Source organism: Exiguobacterium sp. (assembly GCF_020832205.1).
GTDB lineage: Bacteria > Bacillota > Bacilli > Exiguobacteriales > Exiguobacteriaceae > Exiguobacterium.
Genome location: NZ_JAFIFD010000019.1, coordinates 31,983 through 50,291 on the forward strand (window position 1 = coordinate 31,983; position 18,309 = coordinate 50,291).

The window sequence follows — 18,309 nt, forward strand, 5'->3', positions numbered from 1 at the left end:
GGAGTAAGACAGAGCTAGCCCGCCTCGCTACGCTCGTTCGAGGATACTGGTTCATTTAAAGGAGGGTTAACACGTGAAAAGTCAAACGATGTTATTGACCGAGATTTTCGACATTTTCAAAAAGAGCAAATGGCTGATTGCATTAACCATTTTAATAGGCGGGGGTGCCGCTTATTATGTGAGCCACTCGATTGTGGAACCGACGTACGAGGCATCGACACAAATTCTCATCGTCCCGAAACAGGAGGCTGGCACGAACGTAGTCGATAGTGCTCAAATCTCATCTTCGCTATCTTTGATCAACACGTATCGCGTCATCATGCGCAGTCCGGCTATCTTAAACGAAGTACAGGAACGGGTGCCGGAAGCTCCGGCCGATATTAGTGAAATTCTACTCGTTGAGAGCGAAGAAGACTCGCAAGTCATCAACATCGTCGTCGAGCATACGGATGCTGCCGTCGCCGCGGAAATCGCCAACGTCATCACAAACGTGTTCGCTACAGAAATTCCCGAGTTGATGAATATTGATAACGTTCGCATTTTGTCGGAAGCGCAAGTACCGGAAGGACCGGTCTCCCCTAACGTCGTGGTGAACACTGCGCTCGGTGTCATCGCAGGGTTCATTATCGGCGGCGCGCTCGCGCTCGTCCGTTTCACGTTCGATAAACGGGTCCATAACGAGGCGGAGGCAATGCGATTGTTATCACTCCCCGTCATCGGATCGGTTCCGGTCATCGAGAAGCGGGACATGAAACCGAAAGTGGTAAAGCCAAAAAAAGATTCAAACATCCCACCGAAAGGAGATGAGCCGCATGTTCCACCTACCAAAGAAACCCGACAGTCTTCGTGATACAGAGCGCCATTTGATTACGCTGACGAATCCGAAATCACCGATCGCGGAACAGTATCGGACCATCCGGACGAACCTACAATTTACTGCGCTCGGAGCAGAACTGAAGACGATTGTCGTGACGTCCGCCTCTCCTGGAGAAGGGAAATCAACGACGGCATCGAACCTCGCGATCGTCTATGCCCAACTCGGAAAGCGCGTCCTATTGATGGATTGCGATATGCGTAAACCGACGATTCATCTGACGTTCCAACTGGTCGGCACACAAGGATTATCGACGGTACTGGCTAAACGGTCTTCATTAGAGCGAGCGATTCAGTCGACCCAAGTACCAAAGTTACACATTTTATCAGCCGGCCCAATTCCACCGAACCCGTCAGAACTGTTGGCTTCGCCGATGATGCGGCAAGTTTTAAATGACGTGAAAGGTATGTATGACCTCGTCATTTTGGATGCCCCGCCGCTCATGCACGTGGCAGACAGTCGGCTACTTGCGAGCGAGGCAGACGGAACCATTCTTGTCATTGGCTGTGACAACTCGAATCGAGATCTCGTCTTGCAGGCGAAAGAACAACTTGTCTTGTCCGGTGCGAACGTCCTCGGTCTCGTCATGAACCGCCGGGAACGCACCAGTACCGATTCTTACTATAGCTACGCTCATGGGTGATGCGGAAAGGAGGATGTGAGACATGCAGATCTTGCACATCAACGCGATTCATGAACAGAAGAGTACGGGTCGAATCTGTAAAGAAATGTCGGAAGTGGCACGCAGCCAAGGGCATGAAAGTGTGGTCGCCTATGCCACGGGACCTGACACCGGACTCGGCTATCGAATTGGCTCACAAGCCGACCAAAAACGGCACGCCCTCCTTTCTCGGATGAGTGGAAAGCAAGGATATTTTTCCAAAGCGGCTACGGAAGATCTCGTTCGTTTCATGGAGCAATTCCGACCGGACGTCGTGCATTTACACAATTTACACTCAAACTATATTCATTTGGAGACGTTACTCACGTGGTTGGCGGCCAACGACGTACCGACGGTGTTGACGCTTCACGACTGTTGGTTTTATACCGGGAAGTGCACGCATTACACTCGGGCCGGTTGCGACCGCTGGTTAGATGGGTGTGGTACGTGTCCTCAACTAAAGCAAGACAACCCTAGTTGTTTTTTTGACCGAACGGCTGAGATGTGGCAAGACAAAAAACGTTGGTTCGAAGCGATTCCCCGTCTCGCCGTCATCGGGGTCTCAGATTGGATCACGATTGAGGCAAGGTTCTCCTTTTTACAGCGCGCCACGATTTTACGTCGCATTTATAATTGGGTCGATCCCAACATTTTTTATCCTCGCGACACATCTCCACTGAGAAGAAAGATGGGATTGGACGACGCTTTCATTCTCTTGGGAGTCGCCAGTTCGTGGGATGACACGAAAGGGTTAGCTGACTGGATTGACCTCGCGAAACGCTTGCCAAATGACCAAATTCTCCTTGTCGGGGCGATGCCGAACCAATCCATACCAAATAACATTCGATCTGTTCCGGCGACGACAGACGTCGAGGAACTCGCCACTTATTACGCGCTCGCCGACGTCTTCTTAAATTTATCCGAAGAGGAGTCGTTTGGAAAAGTGACAGTGGAAGCACTCGCTTCTGGCACACCGGCCATCGTCTATGACGCGACCGCCAACCCAGAGCTCGTCCCGGACCGTTGTGGCCGTGTGGTCACCCCGCACGATTTCGATGCGTTGATTCAGGCGGTGACGTCGATTCGCCAAATCGGAAGTGAGGCGTTTAAGGAGTCATGTGTCACATATGCGAAAGCAACGTTTCAAATGAAAGATCGGGTGACCGATTACTTGACCGTCTATGAGCAGCTTCAGGAAACGAAAGGAAGGGATTCACAATGGCGCGTCCACTCGTCTCCATCATCATCCCCGTTTACAACGGATCAGACTATTTAGAAGAAACGATTCATAGCGCGCTCGCCCAAACGTATGAACATACGGAAGTGCTCGTCGTCAACGACGGGTCGACCGACGGCGGGGCGACGGCAGCCATCGCGAAACGATTCGGAGACCAGATCCGCTACTTCGAAAAACCAAATGGGGGTGTATCGACCGCACTCAACCTCGGGATTCGTGAAATGAACGGGGACTGGTTCTCCTGGCTCAGCCATGACGACTTGTATTTACCGGAGAAGGTTGCAACACAAGTCGAACAAATCGAACGACTCGGGACTCAGGCTTCGACGACTGTCCTATCGTGTGGGACCGGCTTGATTGATGGAGAAGGACGCCCGATTCATCGGCCACGAAAGCGCGTGAAAGGGACCTTCACGAGCGTGGAGATGTTTGACCACCTTTTGCTAGACGCATGTCTAAGTGGATGTGCGCTCCTCATTCCACGGAAAGCGCTCGAAGACGTCGGTGGTTTCCCGACATCTTATCGCTACATTCAAGATTGGATGTGCTGGGTTGATATGACGCTTGCTGGGTACACGTTTTTGGTCACGACAGATCAGCACGTCTTATCCCGTGTCCACGCCAAACAACAGACGAAACGGATAGCTGAATTGGCGCCGCTTGAGACGGCCCGTTTTTTCGAACGGTTGTTGACGCGTCTGACGAGTGAGGAAAAACCGTCCCGTCACCACCTACGGACCACGTTCCGTGCCCTCTATCGCTCGACGGACCGTGTCGCCCAAGAAGAACTGTTCGCGCGTTTTCATGGAGAGCGCTACGTGACGAAAGTTGAACAGTACCGCTGGCGCTTATCGTCAGATGTCTATCATCGCCTCATTACGGCTTATCGTGGGGTCATGAATCTTCGTTATCGCTGAATGAAGAGAGGGGGAAATCGTATGGTGATTTACTTAATCAATATGATGCTACTCATCGCCTGGGCGTTTCTCCTATTGCGCGATGATGGGATTCGACATGGAAAGGCGCTCTTTGTCAGCATCGCCACGCTTCAATGGATTGTCCTCTCAGGCTTTCGTCATGTGAGTGTCGGCGCTGATACGCTGCAATATAAATGGATGTTTGATGAGACGAAAGCGATCTCATGGAATCGTCTAGGTGAGAATTTCGTTGCGATTTTATTCGGCGATGTCGAAGGACGTGATCCGGGCTACTATATCTTGCAAAAGACGACCCAACTCATGACGGACAACTATCAATGGTATCTCTTGATTGTCGCCATCCTCTTCCTCGTCCCGTTCGGCGTTTGGATATACCGAAACTCGACCGAGCCGCTACTTAGCTTCATCATCTTCTCGACTTTATTTTATGCCTTCTTCGCGATTACCGGCATCCGGCAAACGTTGGCGACGGCGATCGCCGTCTTGATTGGCTATTATTTCATTCAACAGCGCCGCTTTTGGCCTTTCCTCGCGGTCGTCCTCCTTGCTGCGACGATCCATAAATCGGCACTCGTGTTCATCCCGTTTTATTTCTTGGCGACCAAAACGATTACGACGCGCTATTTATTGTTCATGGGCGCCTTGATCCCATTTCTGTTCGTGTTCCGGATTCAACTATTCGAGTTGTTCCGGATGATTAGCGGGTACGACGAGTATGAGTATTACGCGGGGGCGGGGACACTTAACTTTTCGCTCATGCTCCTCGCTATCACAGGAGTCGCGATTTGGCGACGTGAACAAATGATTGCCGCCAACCCGAACGTGACGCACTATTTGAACGCGCTGCTCTTGGCGCTCTGTTTTCTACCACTCACGTTCATCAATCCATCGATGATGCGAGTCGTCCAATACTTCTCCATTTTCATCATGCTCCTCATCCCTGAGCTGATTCGTTCATTTGATCAACGTGAACGGTTACTCGTCTATTACACGGCGGTCACGATGCTCGTATTGTTGTTCGCCCGTTATCAGCCGGTATATCAATTCTTTTGGCAACAATAATGAGGGAGGGGAGTCACGTGGCGACGAAAGTTCAACTCGAAGTCGACGAAGCGAAAAGTTCTCGTCAAATTAAAATCGGAGCGCTCATGTCGTATGTCGCCATCGGATTTAACGTCTTGGCCGGTCTGCTCTATACCCCATGGATGATTGCGGAGATTGGTCAGGCGAGTTATGGCTTATATATGCTCTCCATCTCGCTCGTCAGCATGTTCGCGCTCGATTTCGGACTCGAGGCGGCCGTCTCTCGCTTCTTATCGAAGTATTATGCCCTCGGTGATCGTGACGGGGCGGCCAAGTTTCTCGGTGTGGCGTTCAAGTTGTTCCTCGGCATCGCCGGATTGATTGCGTGCGTCTTGATTGGCGTCTACGTCATGATTGAGACCATTTATGCGAGTCTGTCGCCAGCGGAGGTCGAGACACTGAAAGTGCTCTACATCATGGTCGGATTTTATATCGTCGTCTTGTTCCCGACGAAACCGTTCAATGGAATTTTTGTCGCCAACGAGCGCTTTGTCGTCTTAAATTGGTTCAACTTATCGGAGAAAGTGTTGACGGTGCTAATGATGGTCGGGGCGCTCTTGCTCGGATTCGGTCTTTACGCGCTCGTCTTCGTCAATGCGATCGTCGGGCTCGCCATCATCGTCGGAAAAGGACTGTATTTATTTAAAAAGACAGACACGGTCGTTGAATGGCTCTATCAAAGTGGGGCTATGTATCGTGACATCTTCTCATTCTCCTCTTGGACGACGATTATCGCCTTGGCACAACGGTTCATCTTAAACATCACACCAACGATTCTTGGTGCCGTTGCCGGTAGTGCCTCGATTGCATTGTTCTCGATTGGGATGGTCATCGAAGGATATGTTTGGACAATCGCCTCGGCCATCGGGTCGCTCTTCCTTCCGAAAGTGACGCGCATGACGACGAACAATCGGCATGACGCGCTTGAAGATTTGCTGATCCGTGTCGGTCGGATTCAACTGTTCATCGTCGGATTGATTATCGTCGGGTTCATGACGATGGGGCAAGAATTCATCCGGCTTTGGGTCGGGGACGCGTTCAAGACGTCGTACTTGATTGCGCTGTTGTTGATTGTGCCAGGTTTTATCACCTTAACCCAAGAGATTGCCTACACGACACTTATCGCCGTCAATCAAATCAAGTTTCGCGCCTTCGCCTCACTCATCGTCGCGACGGTCAGCGTGACGTTGTCGCTCATCTTGTCACCGCAATACGGGGCGGTCGGGGCCGCCGTCGCCATCTTGATTGGGAACGTGGTAGGGACCGTCATCTTCATGAATATCGTCTATATGAAAGTGTTGAACCTGAACATGTGGCGTTTCTTTCTAGCTTGTCACGTGAAGACGGCGCCTGCCTTCTTCTTCTTGGCGATCGTCGGCGTCTTGATGCAAACGTACTTCCCGGTCGATTCGCTGTTCGCCTTCTTACTAAAAGCACTCGTGATGGGTGCACTGTACGCAGCGTTTCTTTGGCTCTTCACTTTTAGGGAGAGCGAAAAGCAGTTGGTACTCAGTGTCGTACGGCGCGTCTCAAAGACATCCTGAGCGGATGTCTTTTCCAATCATAGGGAAATGTGGAACCGACCATCTTTCAAAAAAATGATACACATATCCTTCCTATTTTCAGTCGAGTCGGGTATCACCGTAGTATCATCCTTATTTCTTAGAATTCCAATTCGTTCATCCATCACCTTACGCAGCTCGGAGACATCATGAAAAGGAGAGAATTGGCTATGTTCAAAGATAAAACGTTACTCATCACAGGTGGGACCGGGTCGTTCGGAAACGCCGTCATGCAGCGCTTTTTGAAGACGGATATTAAAGAGATTCGCATCTTCTCCCGAGATGAGAAAAAGCAAGATGACATGCGCAAACTGTATCACGACGACAAGCTCAAGTTTTACATCGGGGACGTCCGAGACATCAATAGTGTCCGAAACGCCATGTACGGCGTCGACTACGTCTTCCACGCGGCGGCACTGAAACAAGTTCCGTCTTGTGAGTTCTTCCCGCTCGAAGCGGTCAAGACGAACGTGCTCGGCACAGACAACGTGCTCAATGCGGCAATCGAGCAGAACGTGAAGAAAGTGATTTGTCTCTCGACTGATAAGGCGGCCTATCCGATCAACGCGATGGGCATCTCGAAAGCGATGATGGAGAAAGTGTTCGTCGCCAAGGCGAAAGCAGTCGCGCCGAATCAGACGCTCATCTGTGGCACACGTTACGGCAACGTTATGGCATCGCGTGGCTCGGTCATCCCGCTCTTCGTCGAACAAATCAAACGAGGAGAGCCACTTACCGTCACCGATCCGTTCATGACACGCTTCTTGATGAGCTTAGAAGACGCGGTCGAACTTGTCGTCTTCGCCTTCAAGCATGCACATGCCGGCGATATCATGGTCCAAAAATCACCCGCTTCAACAATTGGTGTCCTCGCTCAAGCGCTACTTGAACTCTTCCATGCCTCTAACCCGATCAAAGTCATCGGGACACGGCACGGTGAGAAAGCGTATGAGACGTTACTGACACGCGAAGAAAACGTCGTCGCGGAAGACATGGGCGGGTTTTACCGGGTCCCGGCCGATACGCGTGACTTGAACTACGACAAGTATTTTAACGAGGGGAGCAAACAATTGACGGTCGAGGGTGAATATAATTCCGCCAACACGGAACAGTTAAACGTCGAACAAGTGAAGCAACTCTTGTTGACGTTACCGTACATTCGCGAAGAACTCGCGAGCTGGGTGAAGGTGTCATGAACATCTTGATCACCGGAGCGAACGGGTTCGTCGGGAAAAACTTAGTGGCAACGCTACAAGGGACAAATCACGAGTTGCTGTGCTGCACACGAGACACGCCGACGGATGTGTTAGCAGCGTATTGCGAACAGACGGACTTCGTCTACCATCTAGCCGGTATTAACCGGACCGAGCAAGAAGCAGAGTTCGTCGAAGGAAACGTCACGTTCACGAAACAGCTCGTCGATATGCTGACGAAAGCTGAAAACCTGTCTCCAATCATGTTTGCGTCGTCGATCCAGGCGACACAAGACAACCCGTACGGAAATAGTAAGCGGATGGCCGAAGAGCTGTTAATGCGCGAACAGATGACGACGGGGCGACGGATTTATTTGTATCGTTTCCCGAACTTGTTCGGGAAGTGGGGACGCCCAGGTTATAACAGCGTTGTCGCCACGTTTTGTGACCGTGTCGCGCGCAACTTACCGCTCGATATTCATGAGCCAGACCGCTTGATGGAACTGGCATACATCGATGACGTGCTCGCCTCGCTTGTTGCCCTACTTGACACACCCGGTGAGCTAGACGCGCCGTTTCAAGAAGTCTCGACACATCCGCCCGTCTCACTCGGTCGAATCGCCGAACTGCTCCTGTCGTTCCGAGAAAGCCGAAAGACGCTTGCCGTACCTCAATTAGAGGACTCTTTCACGAAACGGCTGTACAGCACGTATCTCAGTTATTTACCGGTCGATCATTTCGCTTATGACTTGACGATGCATGAGGATAAGCGAGGGTCGTTCACCGAGTTTATTCGAACGCCGGATCGCGGCCAAGTTTCAATTAATGTCGCAAAGCCTGGCATCACGAAAGGGAATCACTGGCACCATACGAAAAACGAGAAGTTTTTGGTCGTCAGTGGGGAAGCTATTATTCGATTTCGAAAGGTCGGTACAGATGAAGTGATCAGTTACTATGTCACCGGTGACATGATGCGCGTCGTCGACATCCCGGTCGGCTATACGCACCACATTGAGAATGTCGGCACGACAGACCTCGTGACGGTCATGTGGGTGAATGAAGCTTTCGATGCAGCCAACCCGGACACAATTTTCATGGAGGTGCAAAATGAAACGTCTGAAAGTGATGACCATCGTCGGGACACGGCCCGAAATCATCAGATTATCGGCCGTCATCCACAAACTTGAACAGTCCGAAGCCATTGATCACATACTTGTCCACACTGGCCAGAATTATGATTACGAACTGAACGAAGTGTTCTTTAATGACTTCGATCTTCGTAAACCGGATTACTTCTTGGACGCTGCCACGGGAACACCCGTCGAGACGATTGGCAACATTCTCATTCGAGTTGATCCGGTGCTCGAGACTGAACGTCCTGATGCCGTCTTGATTCTTGGCGACACGAATTCATGTCTTTGTGCCATCGCGGCGAAACGGCGGAAGATTCCAATCTTCCACATGGAAGCCGGAAATCGTTGCTTCGATCAACGTGTCCCTGAAGAGATTAACCGAAAAATCGTCGATCATACAGCAGACGTGAATTTAACGTATAGCGACATCGCCAGAGAATATTTGCTTCGTGAAGGGTTACCGGCCGAGCGGATCATTAAGACGGGGAGTCCGATGTACGAAGTCCTCGCTTCAAAACGAGAAGCGATTGAACGGTCTGACGTCTTAGAGCGGCTCGAGTTGGCACCTGAGCATTATTTTCTCGTCTCAGCCCACCGTGAAGAGAACGTTAATTCAGATGAAGCGTTCCTCGCCCTCGTCGATAGTTTGAACGCGATTGCAGCAAAGTATGAGCTACCGGTCATCGTCAGTACTCATCCCCGGACGATGAAGCGGATCAACGAGCTGAGCGTCACGTTCCACCCGCGCGTTCGTCTGTTGAAACCGCTCGGATTCATCGATTACAACCATTTACAACTTCATGCCAAAGCGGTGTTAAGCGACAGTGGAACAATCAGTGAAGAGTCGTCGATTCTCGGCTTACGCGGTTTAAATATCCGCGAGACACATGAACGTCCTGAAGCGATGGAAGAGGGGGCGGTACTCATGGTCGGCCTGCACAAAGAGCGAATCTTACAAGGCCTCTCCGTCTTGATGGAGCAACCGCACCCCCGAATCGTCAGTGACTACAGCATGCCGAACGTTTCCGATAAAGTCGTCCGTATCCTCATCTCTTACACCGACTACATTCGGCGCGAGGTATGGAAAGGAACACGTGACCCACGTCAGACCGTAAAGGAGAGTTGAGCGATGAAACAAAAGCTGGTCTTTATTAGTAACATTGCCTCCCCGTATCAAGTGAAGCTTTGCTACGCGCTGGAAGAGTATTTTGAAGCCGAGTTTTGGTTTTACGAACATCTCGACAGCAATCGGCCTGATTGGTGGAAAATCCCGCTCGGTGACCGATGTAAAGTGTTGCCATACTCGAAACGATTCCCGAAACTGAGTTATCTCTCGCTCGGACTCATCCCGGAACTCATTCGTTTCAAACCGGATATTTTACTCCTCGGTGGATTTATGCCAGGTCATGCGGTTCTGACGAAGCTTGCCAAACGACTTGGGATGAAAGTCGTCATCATGAGCGAACCGCTACGACCGCTTCAAAATGATGATGACCCCTCGACTTTGCTGATGAACCGACAAGACAATCCGACGAAGACGAAGCTGCTCCACTGGATGTTCAAGGATGCGGACCTCTACTTCGGGATGGGTACCGTTGCTGTCGATCAGTTTAAGACCGAGCTCCAATTCGATTCTGAAAAAGTCGTGCACGCGACGTACGCGCAAGACATCGACGCATATTTCGATCATGCCTTACGCCATAAAGAACCGGGAGACACGTTCAAGCTGTTATTCGCCAATCGGCTCGTCGAACGTTACCAACCCCTCCTCGTCTTAGAGGCGTATCGCAACTTATCAAAACGCTATTCACTCGAACTCTATTTAAATCATTCCGGTCAGCTGTTAGAGGAATGTAAGGCATACATCAAGACACACAACCTCGAACACGTTCACTTCTTAGATGAAATCAAAGCGTGGGACGAGATGCCGCGTGTTTACGAACAGGCTGATATCCTGATTCTCCCGGCAACGTATTCTAACGGGAACGGGACAATCATCGAGGCACGTGCTTCTGGGATGGGGGTCGTCATCAGCAATCAAATTAACAACGTCGCCCATCATTCGGTCAGTGAAGAGAATTGTTACTTCTGTGATGTGACGGTCGAGTCGATCGAGGCGAGTATTGAACAATATTTGAAGCATCCTGAGCGACTCATCGAACATGGTCAACTGTCACGCGAACTTGTTAAATTTCATCGGAACGACGTGACGGCGAAAGGGTACTACGACACGTTGCGGGAGAAAAAACTCATCCTATGAAGGAGGATGGTCATGAAAGTCGCAATCATGCAACCTTATTTTTTTCCGTATATCGGGTATTACCAGCTCATTCACGCCGTCGACACGTTCGTTATATACGATGATGTCCACTTCATTAAAAAAGGCTGGATTCATCGTAACTATATCTTAGTGGATGGGCATAAGCATCCGCTGACAATGTCGGTTGAAAAAATGAGTCAAAATCGTCTCATCCTCGAACATGAACGGGCGAACATCGAGGACGTGACCCGTCATCAACTCAAGCATCTCTACCACGGTTACAGGCGCGCGCCACAGTTTGAACGCGTTATGCCGCTACTTGAACCAGTCCTTCGGTATGAGGACCGAAACGTCAGTCGGTACTTAGCACATAGCCTTGAAACCATCGCTCGGTCGTTAGGGATTCAGACGACATTCGTCCGTTCTTCCGATTTAGCTATCGGTAAAACGCTAAAAGGACAAGACCGCGTCCTCGCCATCTGTCAGGCGCTCGGTGCGACCGATTATATTAACGCCATCAATGGCCGAGCGCTTTACGACGCCGATGCGTTTGAACAGAAAGGGATCCGACTCTCTTTCATCGACACTGACATCGCGCCGTACGATCAAGGGACGGACGAGTTCGAGCCATACTTGTCCATCATTGATTTGATGATGCACTGTTCGAAAGAAGAAATGCAGCTGATGCTCGACCGATATGAGCTCATCTCGAATCGCCAAGTCACCTAGGAGGTGTCCTATGCTACACATTGCCGATATCCAGTCGACCGCGCTCCCGGGTCCCTGTCAACGTCCGAAACCAAAACTCGTCTCAAACGTCATTGCGGTCACAAAGTCCGTTATGCCGACGTTTGAAGAGTACACGGCTGAAATACAGGACATCTGGGAGACCCGATGGTTGACGAATAATGGATCGAAACATCAACAGTTAGAGGCCTCGTTGCAAGACTACTTACGTGTTAAAAACGTCGCGTTGTTCACGAACGGGCATTTAGCACTTGAAGCTGCGATTGAAGCGCTCGGCTTGACGGGCGAAGTCATCACGACCCCGTTCACGTTCGCCTCGACGAGCCATGCATTGATTCGAAAAGGTTTGACGCCTGTCTATGGCGATATCCGCGCCGACGATTACACGCTCGACGCCACGAAACTCGAACGGTTGATCACGACAAAGACATCGGCGATTCTGCCGGTCCACGTGTATGGCAACGTATGCGATGTCGAGGCGATTGAAAGGATTGCGAAGAGTCACAACTTAAAAGTGATTTATGACGCCGCGCATGCATTTGGAGTGACTGTGAATGGACGTGGGATTGGCACGTACGGTGATGTCTCGATGTTTAGCTTCCATGCGACAAAAGTGTTTCACACGATTGAAGGAGGGGCGCTGACGTTCAACGACACCGAATTGAAAGGACGCTTCAATCGCTTGAAAAACTTCGGGATCACGGGACCAGAAACAGTACAAGAACCGGGCGGTAACGCTAAGATGAACGAATTTCAAGCTGCTATGGGCATTTGTAACCTTCGTCATATCGACGACGTGATAAACCGGCGCAGACATGTGCGGGAAATGTACGATCGATTGTTGGAATCAGTCAAGGGCGTTCGCCTGTTGTCCCGGCAGTCTGGTGTCGAGACGAACCATTCTTATTATCCGATTGTGTTTACGGGTACTGTTAACCTTCGCGATCACGTCCATGCGCTACTTGAACGAGAAGGTATTTATAGCCGGAAGTACTTCTATCCGCTCGTGACCGATTATACGTGGAACGAGAATCGGTTCGCGAGCCGTGCCACACCGGTCGCGAGACACATTGCTGCCCGCGTATTGACACTCCCTCTCTATCCGGAGTTGAGTGACGAAGACGTGCATCGAATTTGTGAAGTTGTAACGAGAGGAGTGACGACATGAAAGGAATCATTTTAGCAGGTGGGAACGGGACGAGGCTTTATCCGATGACGAAAGCCGTCTCAAAACAGTTATTACCGATTTATGATAAGCCACTCATCTATTATCCGATGTCTGTCCTCATGTTAGCTGGCATTCGAGAAATCTTACTCATCTCGACCCCAAAAGATATCGCTGGCTATGAACGGTTGTTCGGTGATGGCCACCAGCTTGGTATTCAAATCACATACCAAGTCCAAACGAAACCGGTCGGCCTCGCTGATGCATTCATTCTGGGTGCCGGCTTTATCGGTGACGACTCGGTTTGCTTGATTCTCGGGGATAACGTCTTCTATGGACCGGACTTGACTCGATTCCTTCAACATGCGAAGCAAAACGAGCATGGCGCGACTATCTTCGGTTATCCGGTGAAAGACGCTCGGGCATTCGGCGTTGTCGAGTTTGACGATAAACATCGCGTCGTTTCAATTGAAGAGAAGCCGGCGGTCCCGAAATCGAACTACGCGGTGCCGGGCCTCTACTTCTATGACAATCAAGTTGTCGAGTTTGCGAAAGCCGTCACTCCATCCCCTCGTGGCGAGCTTGAGATTACGTCCATCAACAACATGTACCTCGAACGGGGCGAATTGAACGTTGTCTTGTTCGGCCGAGGCATGGCATGGCTTGATACAGGTACGCCAGAAGGGATGATTAAAGCATCCATCTTCGTTCAAACTGTCCAAGAGCGACAAGGGTACTACATCGCTTGTTTAGAAGAGATTGCGTGGCGCCGGGGCTTCATCACCCGTGATGAGCTCGCAGACATTGGAGCGACGCTGAAGATGACGGATTACGGACAATATCTTCTATCACTCGTCAAGGAAGGGGAAGAAGCAGATGCGAACGTTACTCGTGACTGGCGGAGCCGGGTTCATCGGTTCAAATTTCATAAGACACTTTCGGGAAAAACATCCGACGTACCGCATTCTTAACGTCGACGCGTTGACATATGCCGGGAACTTAGAAAATTTGGATGGAATTACGGAAGACGCACTGTATCACTTCGAAAAAGTCGACATTCGGGACCGGGAGGCTGTCCGTCGCTTGTTCGAGACGTATGATGTCACCGAAGTCGTCCACTTTGCGGCCGAGTCCCACGTCGATCGGAGCATCACGGAACCGGAAGTGTTTTTGACGACGAACGTTCTTGGCACGCAAGTGTTGTTAGACGCCGCGATGTGGCACTGGAAGCTAGATGCGAAGAATAAACATAGTCGGCACTATCGTGAAGGCGTCTGTTTTGTTCACGTCTCGACTGACGAAGTGTATGGCTCACTCGGCGCAGAAGGGTTCTTCACAGAGACGTCGCCGATTGCTCCGAATAGCCCGTACGCTGCATCAAAAGCTAGCTCGGATTTATTGGTGCGCGCGTATTATGAGACGTATGGCTTACCGGTTAAGACGACGCGTTGCAGCAATAACTACGGTCCGTATCAATTCCCGGAAAAATTGATTCCGCTTATGATTCATAACTGTCTGGCTGGCAAGTCGCTCCCAGTCTACGGGGACGGACAACAAATTCGAGACTGGCTTCATGTCAATGACCACTGCGAGGCAATTGATCTCGTCCGACAACGCGGACGTTTTGGTGACGTCTATAACATTGGTGGCCATAACGAGAAGACAAATCTAGCGCTCGTTAAGCTAATTTTGCAAAAGCTCGACCGTCCCGAAACGTTGATACAATTCGTTCAAGATCGCCCAGGGCATGACCGTCGTTACGCAATCGATGCGAGCAAGATGGCGCGCGAGTTTGACTGGACGCCGCGATATTCGTTTGAAAAAGGAATGGAGGAGACGATTGATTGGTACCTTCGTCATCCTGAATGGGTCGAACGGATTGTCTCCGGTGCGTATCAATCGTATTACGAAGCGATGTACTCATCTGTCGAATAGGAGGGAGTCAGCATGTATGCGCGCTATATCAAGCATCCGCAAGACGTTCTATTGGCAACGACCGCCCTCATCGTCCTCAGCCCGCTCTTATTAGGCATCGCGCTCCTCGTCCGAATCAAACTTGGACCTTCCATCCTGTTTCGACAAGCGCGACCGGGGAAAGATGGCAAAATTTTCTATTTGTACAAATTTCGGACGATGACTAATGCGCGAGATGCGAATGGGGAGTTGTTACCGGACGAACAGCGGTTGACGCGCTTCGGTAAGACGTTACGCTCGTTGAGTCTAGATGAATTGCCGAGTCTGATGAATATCGTGAAAGGTGACTTGGCCATCGTCGGACCACGTCCCCTCCTTGTTGACTACTTGCCGTTCTACAACGAGGTGCAACGACGCCGACACGAGGTGCGGCCCGGATTAACCGGTCTCGCCCAAGTGAATGGAAGAAATCGCTTGTCGTGGAACGAGCGTTTTGAACTAGACGTCACATACGTCGACCACGTCTCGTGGCGAAACGATTGGCACATCATTTGGCTGACGGTCGGAAAAGTGTTAAGACGGGACGGAATCACGTCCTCGACGGCTGCGACGATGGAGCCGTTCACAGGCGAACGGGTTCTCGAGCCGTCTCCAACAAAATCAACACGAAAAAAGAAAGCGGCATCTTTCCAATGAAGGATGCTGCTTTCTTTTTTGCTAACGCGCGAGGTACGGTTTGACGAAGCCTTCGAATACATGACTGTCCAACAAATACCGATTGATAAAAAATGGCGAATTCTCGTTTGTGATCGGATTTGGACTTAAAATGAACGCCTCAGAATAACCAGCTCGTTCAATCAATGCCGTCACGGCGTCATCCGTCTCACCGAACGGGTATGCAATCGCCGTCGTCGTCACGCCGAGCTCAGTTTGTAACGTGTCGCGACTCATCTGTAAATCTTTTGCGAACGCCTCGTGATTATTTGGATCACGGAACGTAGCGAGACCTTCTTGTATGTAGTGGAAATCATGAGTGTGAGAGCCAAAGTCGGCAAGGCCGCTTTCTTTCATTTCTCGTAATTCATCCCATGATGCAAGTTGAAGATTTTGGAACGATTCACCGACATGTCTGGTGATAACGAACAAGGTGAACGGGATACCTTCTTGCTTTAAGACGGGAAACGCGTTTTCGTATACCGTATGATCGACATCATCAAACGAGATCCAGACGCATCGATCTGGAATCGGTTCGCCGTTCACGTAACCGGTGACGTTGGCTAATGTCGCAAAGTGCGCGTCTTGTTGTTTCATCCAGCGAATCTGTTCTGCAAACTCATCGGCATAAACGTTGTACCGTTTCAAGTCGTCCGAGCCTGTGACCGTCTCAATCGTCTTGTTCCAAAAGTGGGGACGTTTGATTCGGTGGTAGCTTAACCCAACACATGTGCCTTTGTCGGTGAGTTGTGTCGGGTCAGGAAGCGACGGTCGCTTTGAGGCGACGTCGTTCACTTTCCAGGTCACACTAACCGCCACCAAGAAGACGAGTACCCATTTGAACACTCGTCTCATTTTGGTAACTCTTTCACTGGGTTATCCGTAAAGACGACGACTTTTTCCGTTTGAAGTCGCTGAATATCGGCTTCGTCCATCAAACCTAAGCTGGTCAATTCTTCGATCGTTGTCGGCGTTGGTGGCTTTCGCCGATTCAGTGAACCGTATCGCTTTTTGTTGTATGTTCGCCACGTGAACAAGATAAGTGCGGACGCAAGGAGTGCCATCAAGCCGAGTGCGAGCAGTCCGCGAATATCCGCATTTGTGACGTTAAGGGCTGTCTTCACGGTTGCGATGTAGCGATCATTGACACCGATTAACGCGCTGAGGAAAAACCATGTGACGACGAGCGTATACCCCCAAAAGATGATGGTCAGCACTAAATCAAAGATTTTTCGAAAGATGGAGTGTTTTGTTTTAACAAGGACGCCTTCGGTTAAAGACTGCTCCGTCGCGTCCCTCGGTCTGGTGAACTCCATGTGGCGTACCCTCCTTTCACGGTTGAGCGGATGGCTCGAGGTGTTGCCGCGATGACAACGAACGTGTTCAGCATCCAGTAGATGACCGGGTACCATGCGGCCCATACGTAGTAGCGGAACACGTTGTCGTAGCGAGCGTCGTTCCAAAGCGAGATGAGTAATTGAATGTGACTAATCATCACAAGAGCAAATGAGTTGTACGTGAACCAAACGAGCATTTCTTGAATCGTTTCTGCGGTCACGATCAAATATATAGTGACGAGGAGCCACGCATACGCCCACAATACGCTGATGACTTGTTCAAAGTAGACAGGCCAAATACGGCGTTGACGCCAATCTTTGAAAATATCGAAGTGGCGAAGGACGACTTCTTGCCCGCCTTGGGACCACCGGACACGTTGTTTCCAAATGCCAGAAAGGGATTCTGGGACCAGCATCCAACAGATGGCCCGTGGCTCATAGCGGATATCCCAAAACTTTTTTTGTAACTTCCACGATACCGCGATATCTTCGGTGATCATGTCCCGATCCCAAAGTCCGACCGAGAGCAACGCCTTTTTTCGAAACATGACGATGACACCGGATACGGTCATGATTTTCCCCATGACACGTTGGGTGCGTTTGATTGAACCGATGATGGATGCGTACTCCACGATTTGCATGCGACTAAGTAAAGTGTCTCGATTTCGGATGCGCGGGTTACCAGTTACGGCGCCGACGCGTTCGCCTCTGTCAAGGAAGTGGCGTACGAGATGGTACGGAGCCTCTTCTGCTAAAAATGCGTCAGAGTCCACACAGAGCAAGTACTCCGAGTGTGCCGCATGGGCCGCCATATGGAGCGCATTTGCTTTCCCACGATTTTCGTGGCAATCGATGACTCGAAGGCGCTCATGTTTTTCCGCTAACTCAATTAATAGTTCCCCTGTACGATCTGAACTCCCGTCATTGACGGCAATGATTTCAAGGTGAGGGTAAGTGAGTCGATCCAAATAAGTGATTGTCTCTTCAATTGTATCTTGTTCGTTATAACATGGTACGAGAATACTGATAAGCGGCCATTCGCGCTCATTCAAATCGAGCGGTTTTTCATTTTCTCGTGTGAAACTGAATAAGACCGCACCTGAAATCCAAAACAGTGCCATCATGAACGGGTACCAGAACACAAACTGAGCAATTGGCTCAATCCATGGGGCGAACTCTAATAAATAAAACTGCATTATGACCCCTCCGATTTTCTAAAAAGCAACGATGAAAATATGATACCATCGAATCGTTTTCCTTTCCCTTTTTATTCAAATAATTGAGCACATTACTCATTCTTCTATTCGTATTTTTCAAATCATTATGATATAACTATATTTGTGAAATAGTGAGCAAATAAGGAGTGATACTTTTTGAAACAATGTCTCGTGATTGTATTGTCGTGTCTATGGGTCTTGTCCGGATGTAGCCAACATTCGAACGCGGAAAAGACAGAAACCTTCACGTATGAAGCTTACGAATTGCCCCTTG

General features: G+C 50.2%; 18 protein-coding genes. 15 read left to right on the top strand and 3 right to left on the bottom strand.

Annotated features, from left to right (window positions below; all coding sequences use genetic code 11):
- Window positions 1-73: 73 nt before the first annotated feature.
- The 15 genes from JJU47_RS04200 (at window position 74) to JJU47_RS04270 (ending at window position 15,463) form a co-directional block, all read left to right on the top strand.
- A complete protein-coding gene (locus tag JJU47_RS04200) occupies window positions 74-850 on the top strand; it encodes a YveK family protein (protein WP_228616450.1) in 777 nt (258 codons plus the stop codon).
- A complete protein-coding gene (locus JJU47_RS04205) occupies window positions 813-1,517 on the top strand; it encodes a CpsD/CapB family tyrosine-protein kinase (RefSeq protein ID WP_228616452.1) in 705 nt (234 codons plus the stop codon). Before JJU47_RS04200 ends, JJU47_RS04205 begins: the two co-directional genes overlap by 38 nt.
- Before the next feature lie 22 nt (window positions 1,518-1,539).
- Window positions 1,540-2,811, top strand: a complete 1,272-nt coding sequence (locus JJU47_RS04210; RefSeq protein WP_228616455.1) for a glycosyltransferase — start codon at window positions 1,540-1,542, stop codon at window positions 2,809-2,811.
- The gene (locus tag JJU47_RS04215) at window positions 2,754-3,689 is read left to right on the top strand and encodes a glycosyltransferase family 2 protein (RefSeq protein WP_228616457.1); all 936 of its coding nucleotides are present in this window, start codon (window positions 2,754-2,756) and stop codon (window positions 3,687-3,689) included. Before JJU47_RS04210 ends, JJU47_RS04215 begins: the two co-directional genes overlap by 58 nt.
- Window positions 3,690-3,710: 21 nt before the next feature.
- Window positions 3,711-4,772, top strand: coding sequence for an EpsG family protein (locus tag JJU47_RS04220; RefSeq protein WP_228616459.1), 1,062 nt, complete (start codon window positions 3,711-3,713; stop codon window positions 4,770-4,772).
- A gap of 17 nt (window positions 4,773-4,789) precedes the next feature.
- A complete protein-coding gene (locus JJU47_RS04225; RefSeq protein ID WP_228616461.1) occupies window positions 4,790-6,337 on the top strand; it encodes an oligosaccharide flippase family protein in 1,548 nt (515 codons plus the stop codon).
- 188 nt (window positions 6,338-6,525) lie between these two features.
- The gene (locus tag JJU47_RS04230) at window positions 6,526-7,551 is read left to right on the top strand and encodes a polysaccharide biosynthesis protein (RefSeq protein WP_228616463.1); all 1,026 of its coding nucleotides are present in this window, start codon (window positions 6,526-6,528) and stop codon (window positions 7,549-7,551) included.
- Window positions 7,548-8,735, top strand: a complete 1,188-nt coding sequence (locus tag JJU47_RS04235; RefSeq protein WP_228616465.1) for a polysaccharide biosynthesis C-terminal domain-containing protein — start codon at window positions 7,548-7,550, stop codon at window positions 8,733-8,735. The genes JJU47_RS04230 and JJU47_RS04235 overlap by 4 nt, the downstream gene beginning before the upstream one ends.
- On the top strand, window positions 8,656-9,807 hold the full coding sequence (gene wecB / locus JJU47_RS04240; protein ID WP_228616467.1) for a non-hydrolyzing UDP-N-acetylglucosamine 2-epimerase: 1,152 nt from the start codon (window positions 8,656-8,658) through the stop codon (window positions 9,805-9,807). Before JJU47_RS04235 ends, wecB begins: the two co-directional genes overlap by 80 nt.
- Window positions 9,808-9,810: 3 nt before the next feature.
- The gene (locus tag JJU47_RS04245; protein WP_228616469.1) at window positions 9,811-10,941 is read left to right on the top strand and encodes a glycosyltransferase family 4 protein; all 1,131 of its coding nucleotides are present in this window, start codon (window positions 9,811-9,813) and stop codon (window positions 10,939-10,941) included.
- 12 nt (window positions 10,942-10,953) lie between these two features.
- Window positions 10,954-11,670, top strand: coding sequence for a WbqC family protein (locus JJU47_RS04250; protein WP_228616471.1), 717 nt, complete (start codon window positions 10,954-10,956; stop codon window positions 11,668-11,670).
- Window positions 11,671-11,680: 10 nt separating this feature from the next.
- Window positions 11,681-12,856: a DegT/DnrJ/EryC1/StrS family aminotransferase gene (locus JJU47_RS04255; RefSeq protein WP_228616473.1), complete on the top strand. Its 1,176-nt coding sequence runs from the start codon at window positions 11,681-11,683 to the stop codon at window positions 12,854-12,856.
- A complete protein-coding gene (gene rfbA, locus JJU47_RS04260; RefSeq protein WP_228616475.1) occupies window positions 12,853-13,824 on the top strand; it encodes a glucose-1-phosphate thymidylyltransferase RfbA in 972 nt (323 codons plus the stop codon). Before JJU47_RS04255 ends, rfbA begins: the two co-directional genes overlap by 4 nt.
- Complete coding sequence (gene rfbB, locus JJU47_RS04265) at window positions 13,730-14,788, top strand: dTDP-glucose 4,6-dehydratase (protein ID WP_228616478.1); 1,059 nt, start codon at window positions 13,730-13,732, stop codon at window positions 14,786-14,788. Before rfbA ends, rfbB begins: the two co-directional genes overlap by 95 nt.
- Window positions 14,789-14,800: 12 nt before the next feature.
- Entirely contained in the window at window positions 14,801-15,463 is a 663-nt protein-coding gene (locus tag JJU47_RS04270) for a sugar transferase (protein WP_228616480.1), read from the top strand.
- Window positions 15,464-15,484: 21 nt separating this feature from the next.
- On the opposite strand, the gene JJU47_RS04275 is transcribed toward JJU47_RS04270, so the two are convergent.
- From JJU47_RS04275 to pgaC, 3 genes are read right to left on the bottom strand one after another with little or no spacing between them, the layout of a single operon-like run.
- Window positions 15,485-16,336: a polysaccharide deacetylase family protein gene (locus JJU47_RS04275; RefSeq protein WP_228616482.1), complete on the bottom strand. Its 852-nt coding sequence runs from the start codon at window positions 16,334-16,336 to the stop codon at window positions 15,485-15,487.
- The gene (gene pgaD / locus JJU47_RS04280) at window positions 16,333-16,797 is read right to left on the bottom strand and encodes a poly-beta-1,6-N-acetyl-D-glucosamine biosynthesis protein PgaD (protein ID WP_228616484.1); all 465 of its coding nucleotides are present in this window, start codon (window positions 16,795-16,797) and stop codon (window positions 16,333-16,335) included. Before pgaD ends, JJU47_RS04275 begins: the two co-directional genes overlap by 4 nt.
- Window positions 16,755-18,014: a poly-beta-1,6-N-acetyl-D-glucosamine synthase gene (pgaC, locus tag JJU47_RS04285; RefSeq protein WP_228616486.1), complete on the bottom strand. Its 1,260-nt coding sequence runs from the start codon at window positions 18,012-18,014 to the stop codon at window positions 16,755-16,757. The genes pgaD and pgaC overlap by 43 nt, the downstream gene beginning before the upstream one ends.
- Window positions 18,015-18,309: the final 295 nt, after the last annotated feature.

Bases quoted from the DNA above. Each gene is read 5' to 3' on its own strand.
- rfbB (WP_228616478.1), top strand. From the start codon at position 13,730: ATGCGAACGTTACTCGTGACTGGCGGAGCCGGGTTCATCGGTTCAAAT.
- JJU47_RS04235 (WP_228616465.1), top strand. From the start codon at position 7,548: ATGAACATCTTGATCACCGGAGCGAACGGGTTCGTCGGGAAAAACTTA.
- JJU47_RS04275 (WP_228616482.1), bottom strand. From the start codon at position 16,336: ATGAGACGAGTGTTCAAATGGGTACTCGTCTTCTTGGTGGCGGTTAGT.
- JJU47_RS04230 (WP_228616463.1), top strand. From the start codon at position 6,526: ATGTTCAAAGATAAAACGTTACTCATCACAGGTGGGACCGGGTCGTTC.
- JJU47_RS04245 (WP_228616469.1), top strand. From the start codon at position 9,811: ATGAAACAAAAGCTGGTCTTTATTAGTAACATTGCCTCCCCGTATCAA.
- wecB (WP_228616467.1), top strand. From the start codon at position 8,656: ATGAAACGTCTGAAAGTGATGACCATCGTCGGGACACGGCCCGAAATC.
- JJU47_RS04215 (WP_228616457.1), top strand. From the start codon at position 2,754: ATGGCGCGTCCACTCGTCTCCATCATCATCCCCGTTTACAACGGATCA.
- JJU47_RS04250 (WP_228616471.1), top strand. From the start codon at position 10,954: ATGAAAGTCGCAATCATGCAACCTTATTTTTTTCCGTATATCGGGTAT.
- JJU47_RS04210 (WP_228616455.1), top strand. From the start codon at position 1,540: ATGCAGATCTTGCACATCAACGCGATTCATGAACAGAAGAGTACGGGT.
- JJU47_RS04270 (WP_228616480.1), top strand. From the start codon at position 14,801: ATGTATGCGCGCTATATCAAGCATCCGCAAGACGTTCTATTGGCAACG.
- JJU47_RS04220 (WP_228616459.1), top strand. From the start codon at position 3,711: ATGGTGATTTACTTAATCAATATGATGCTACTCATCGCCTGGGCGTTT.
- JJU47_RS04255 (WP_228616473.1), top strand. From the start codon at position 11,681: ATGCTACACATTGCCGATATCCAGTCGACCGCGCTCCCGGGTCCCTGT.
- rfbA (WP_228616475.1), top strand. From the start codon at position 12,853: ATGAAAGGAATCATTTTAGCAGGTGGGAACGGGACGAGGCTTTATCCG.
- pgaD (WP_228616484.1), bottom strand. From the start codon at position 16,797: ATGGAGTTCACCAGACCGAGGGACGCGACGGAGCAGTCTTTAACCGAA.
- pgaC (WP_228616486.1), bottom strand. From the start codon at position 18,014: ATGCAGTTTTATTTATTAGAGTTCGCCCCATGGATTGAGCCAATTGCT.
- JJU47_RS04205 (WP_228616452.1), top strand. From the start codon at position 813: ATGTTCCACCTACCAAAGAAACCCGACAGTCTTCGTGATACAGAGCGC.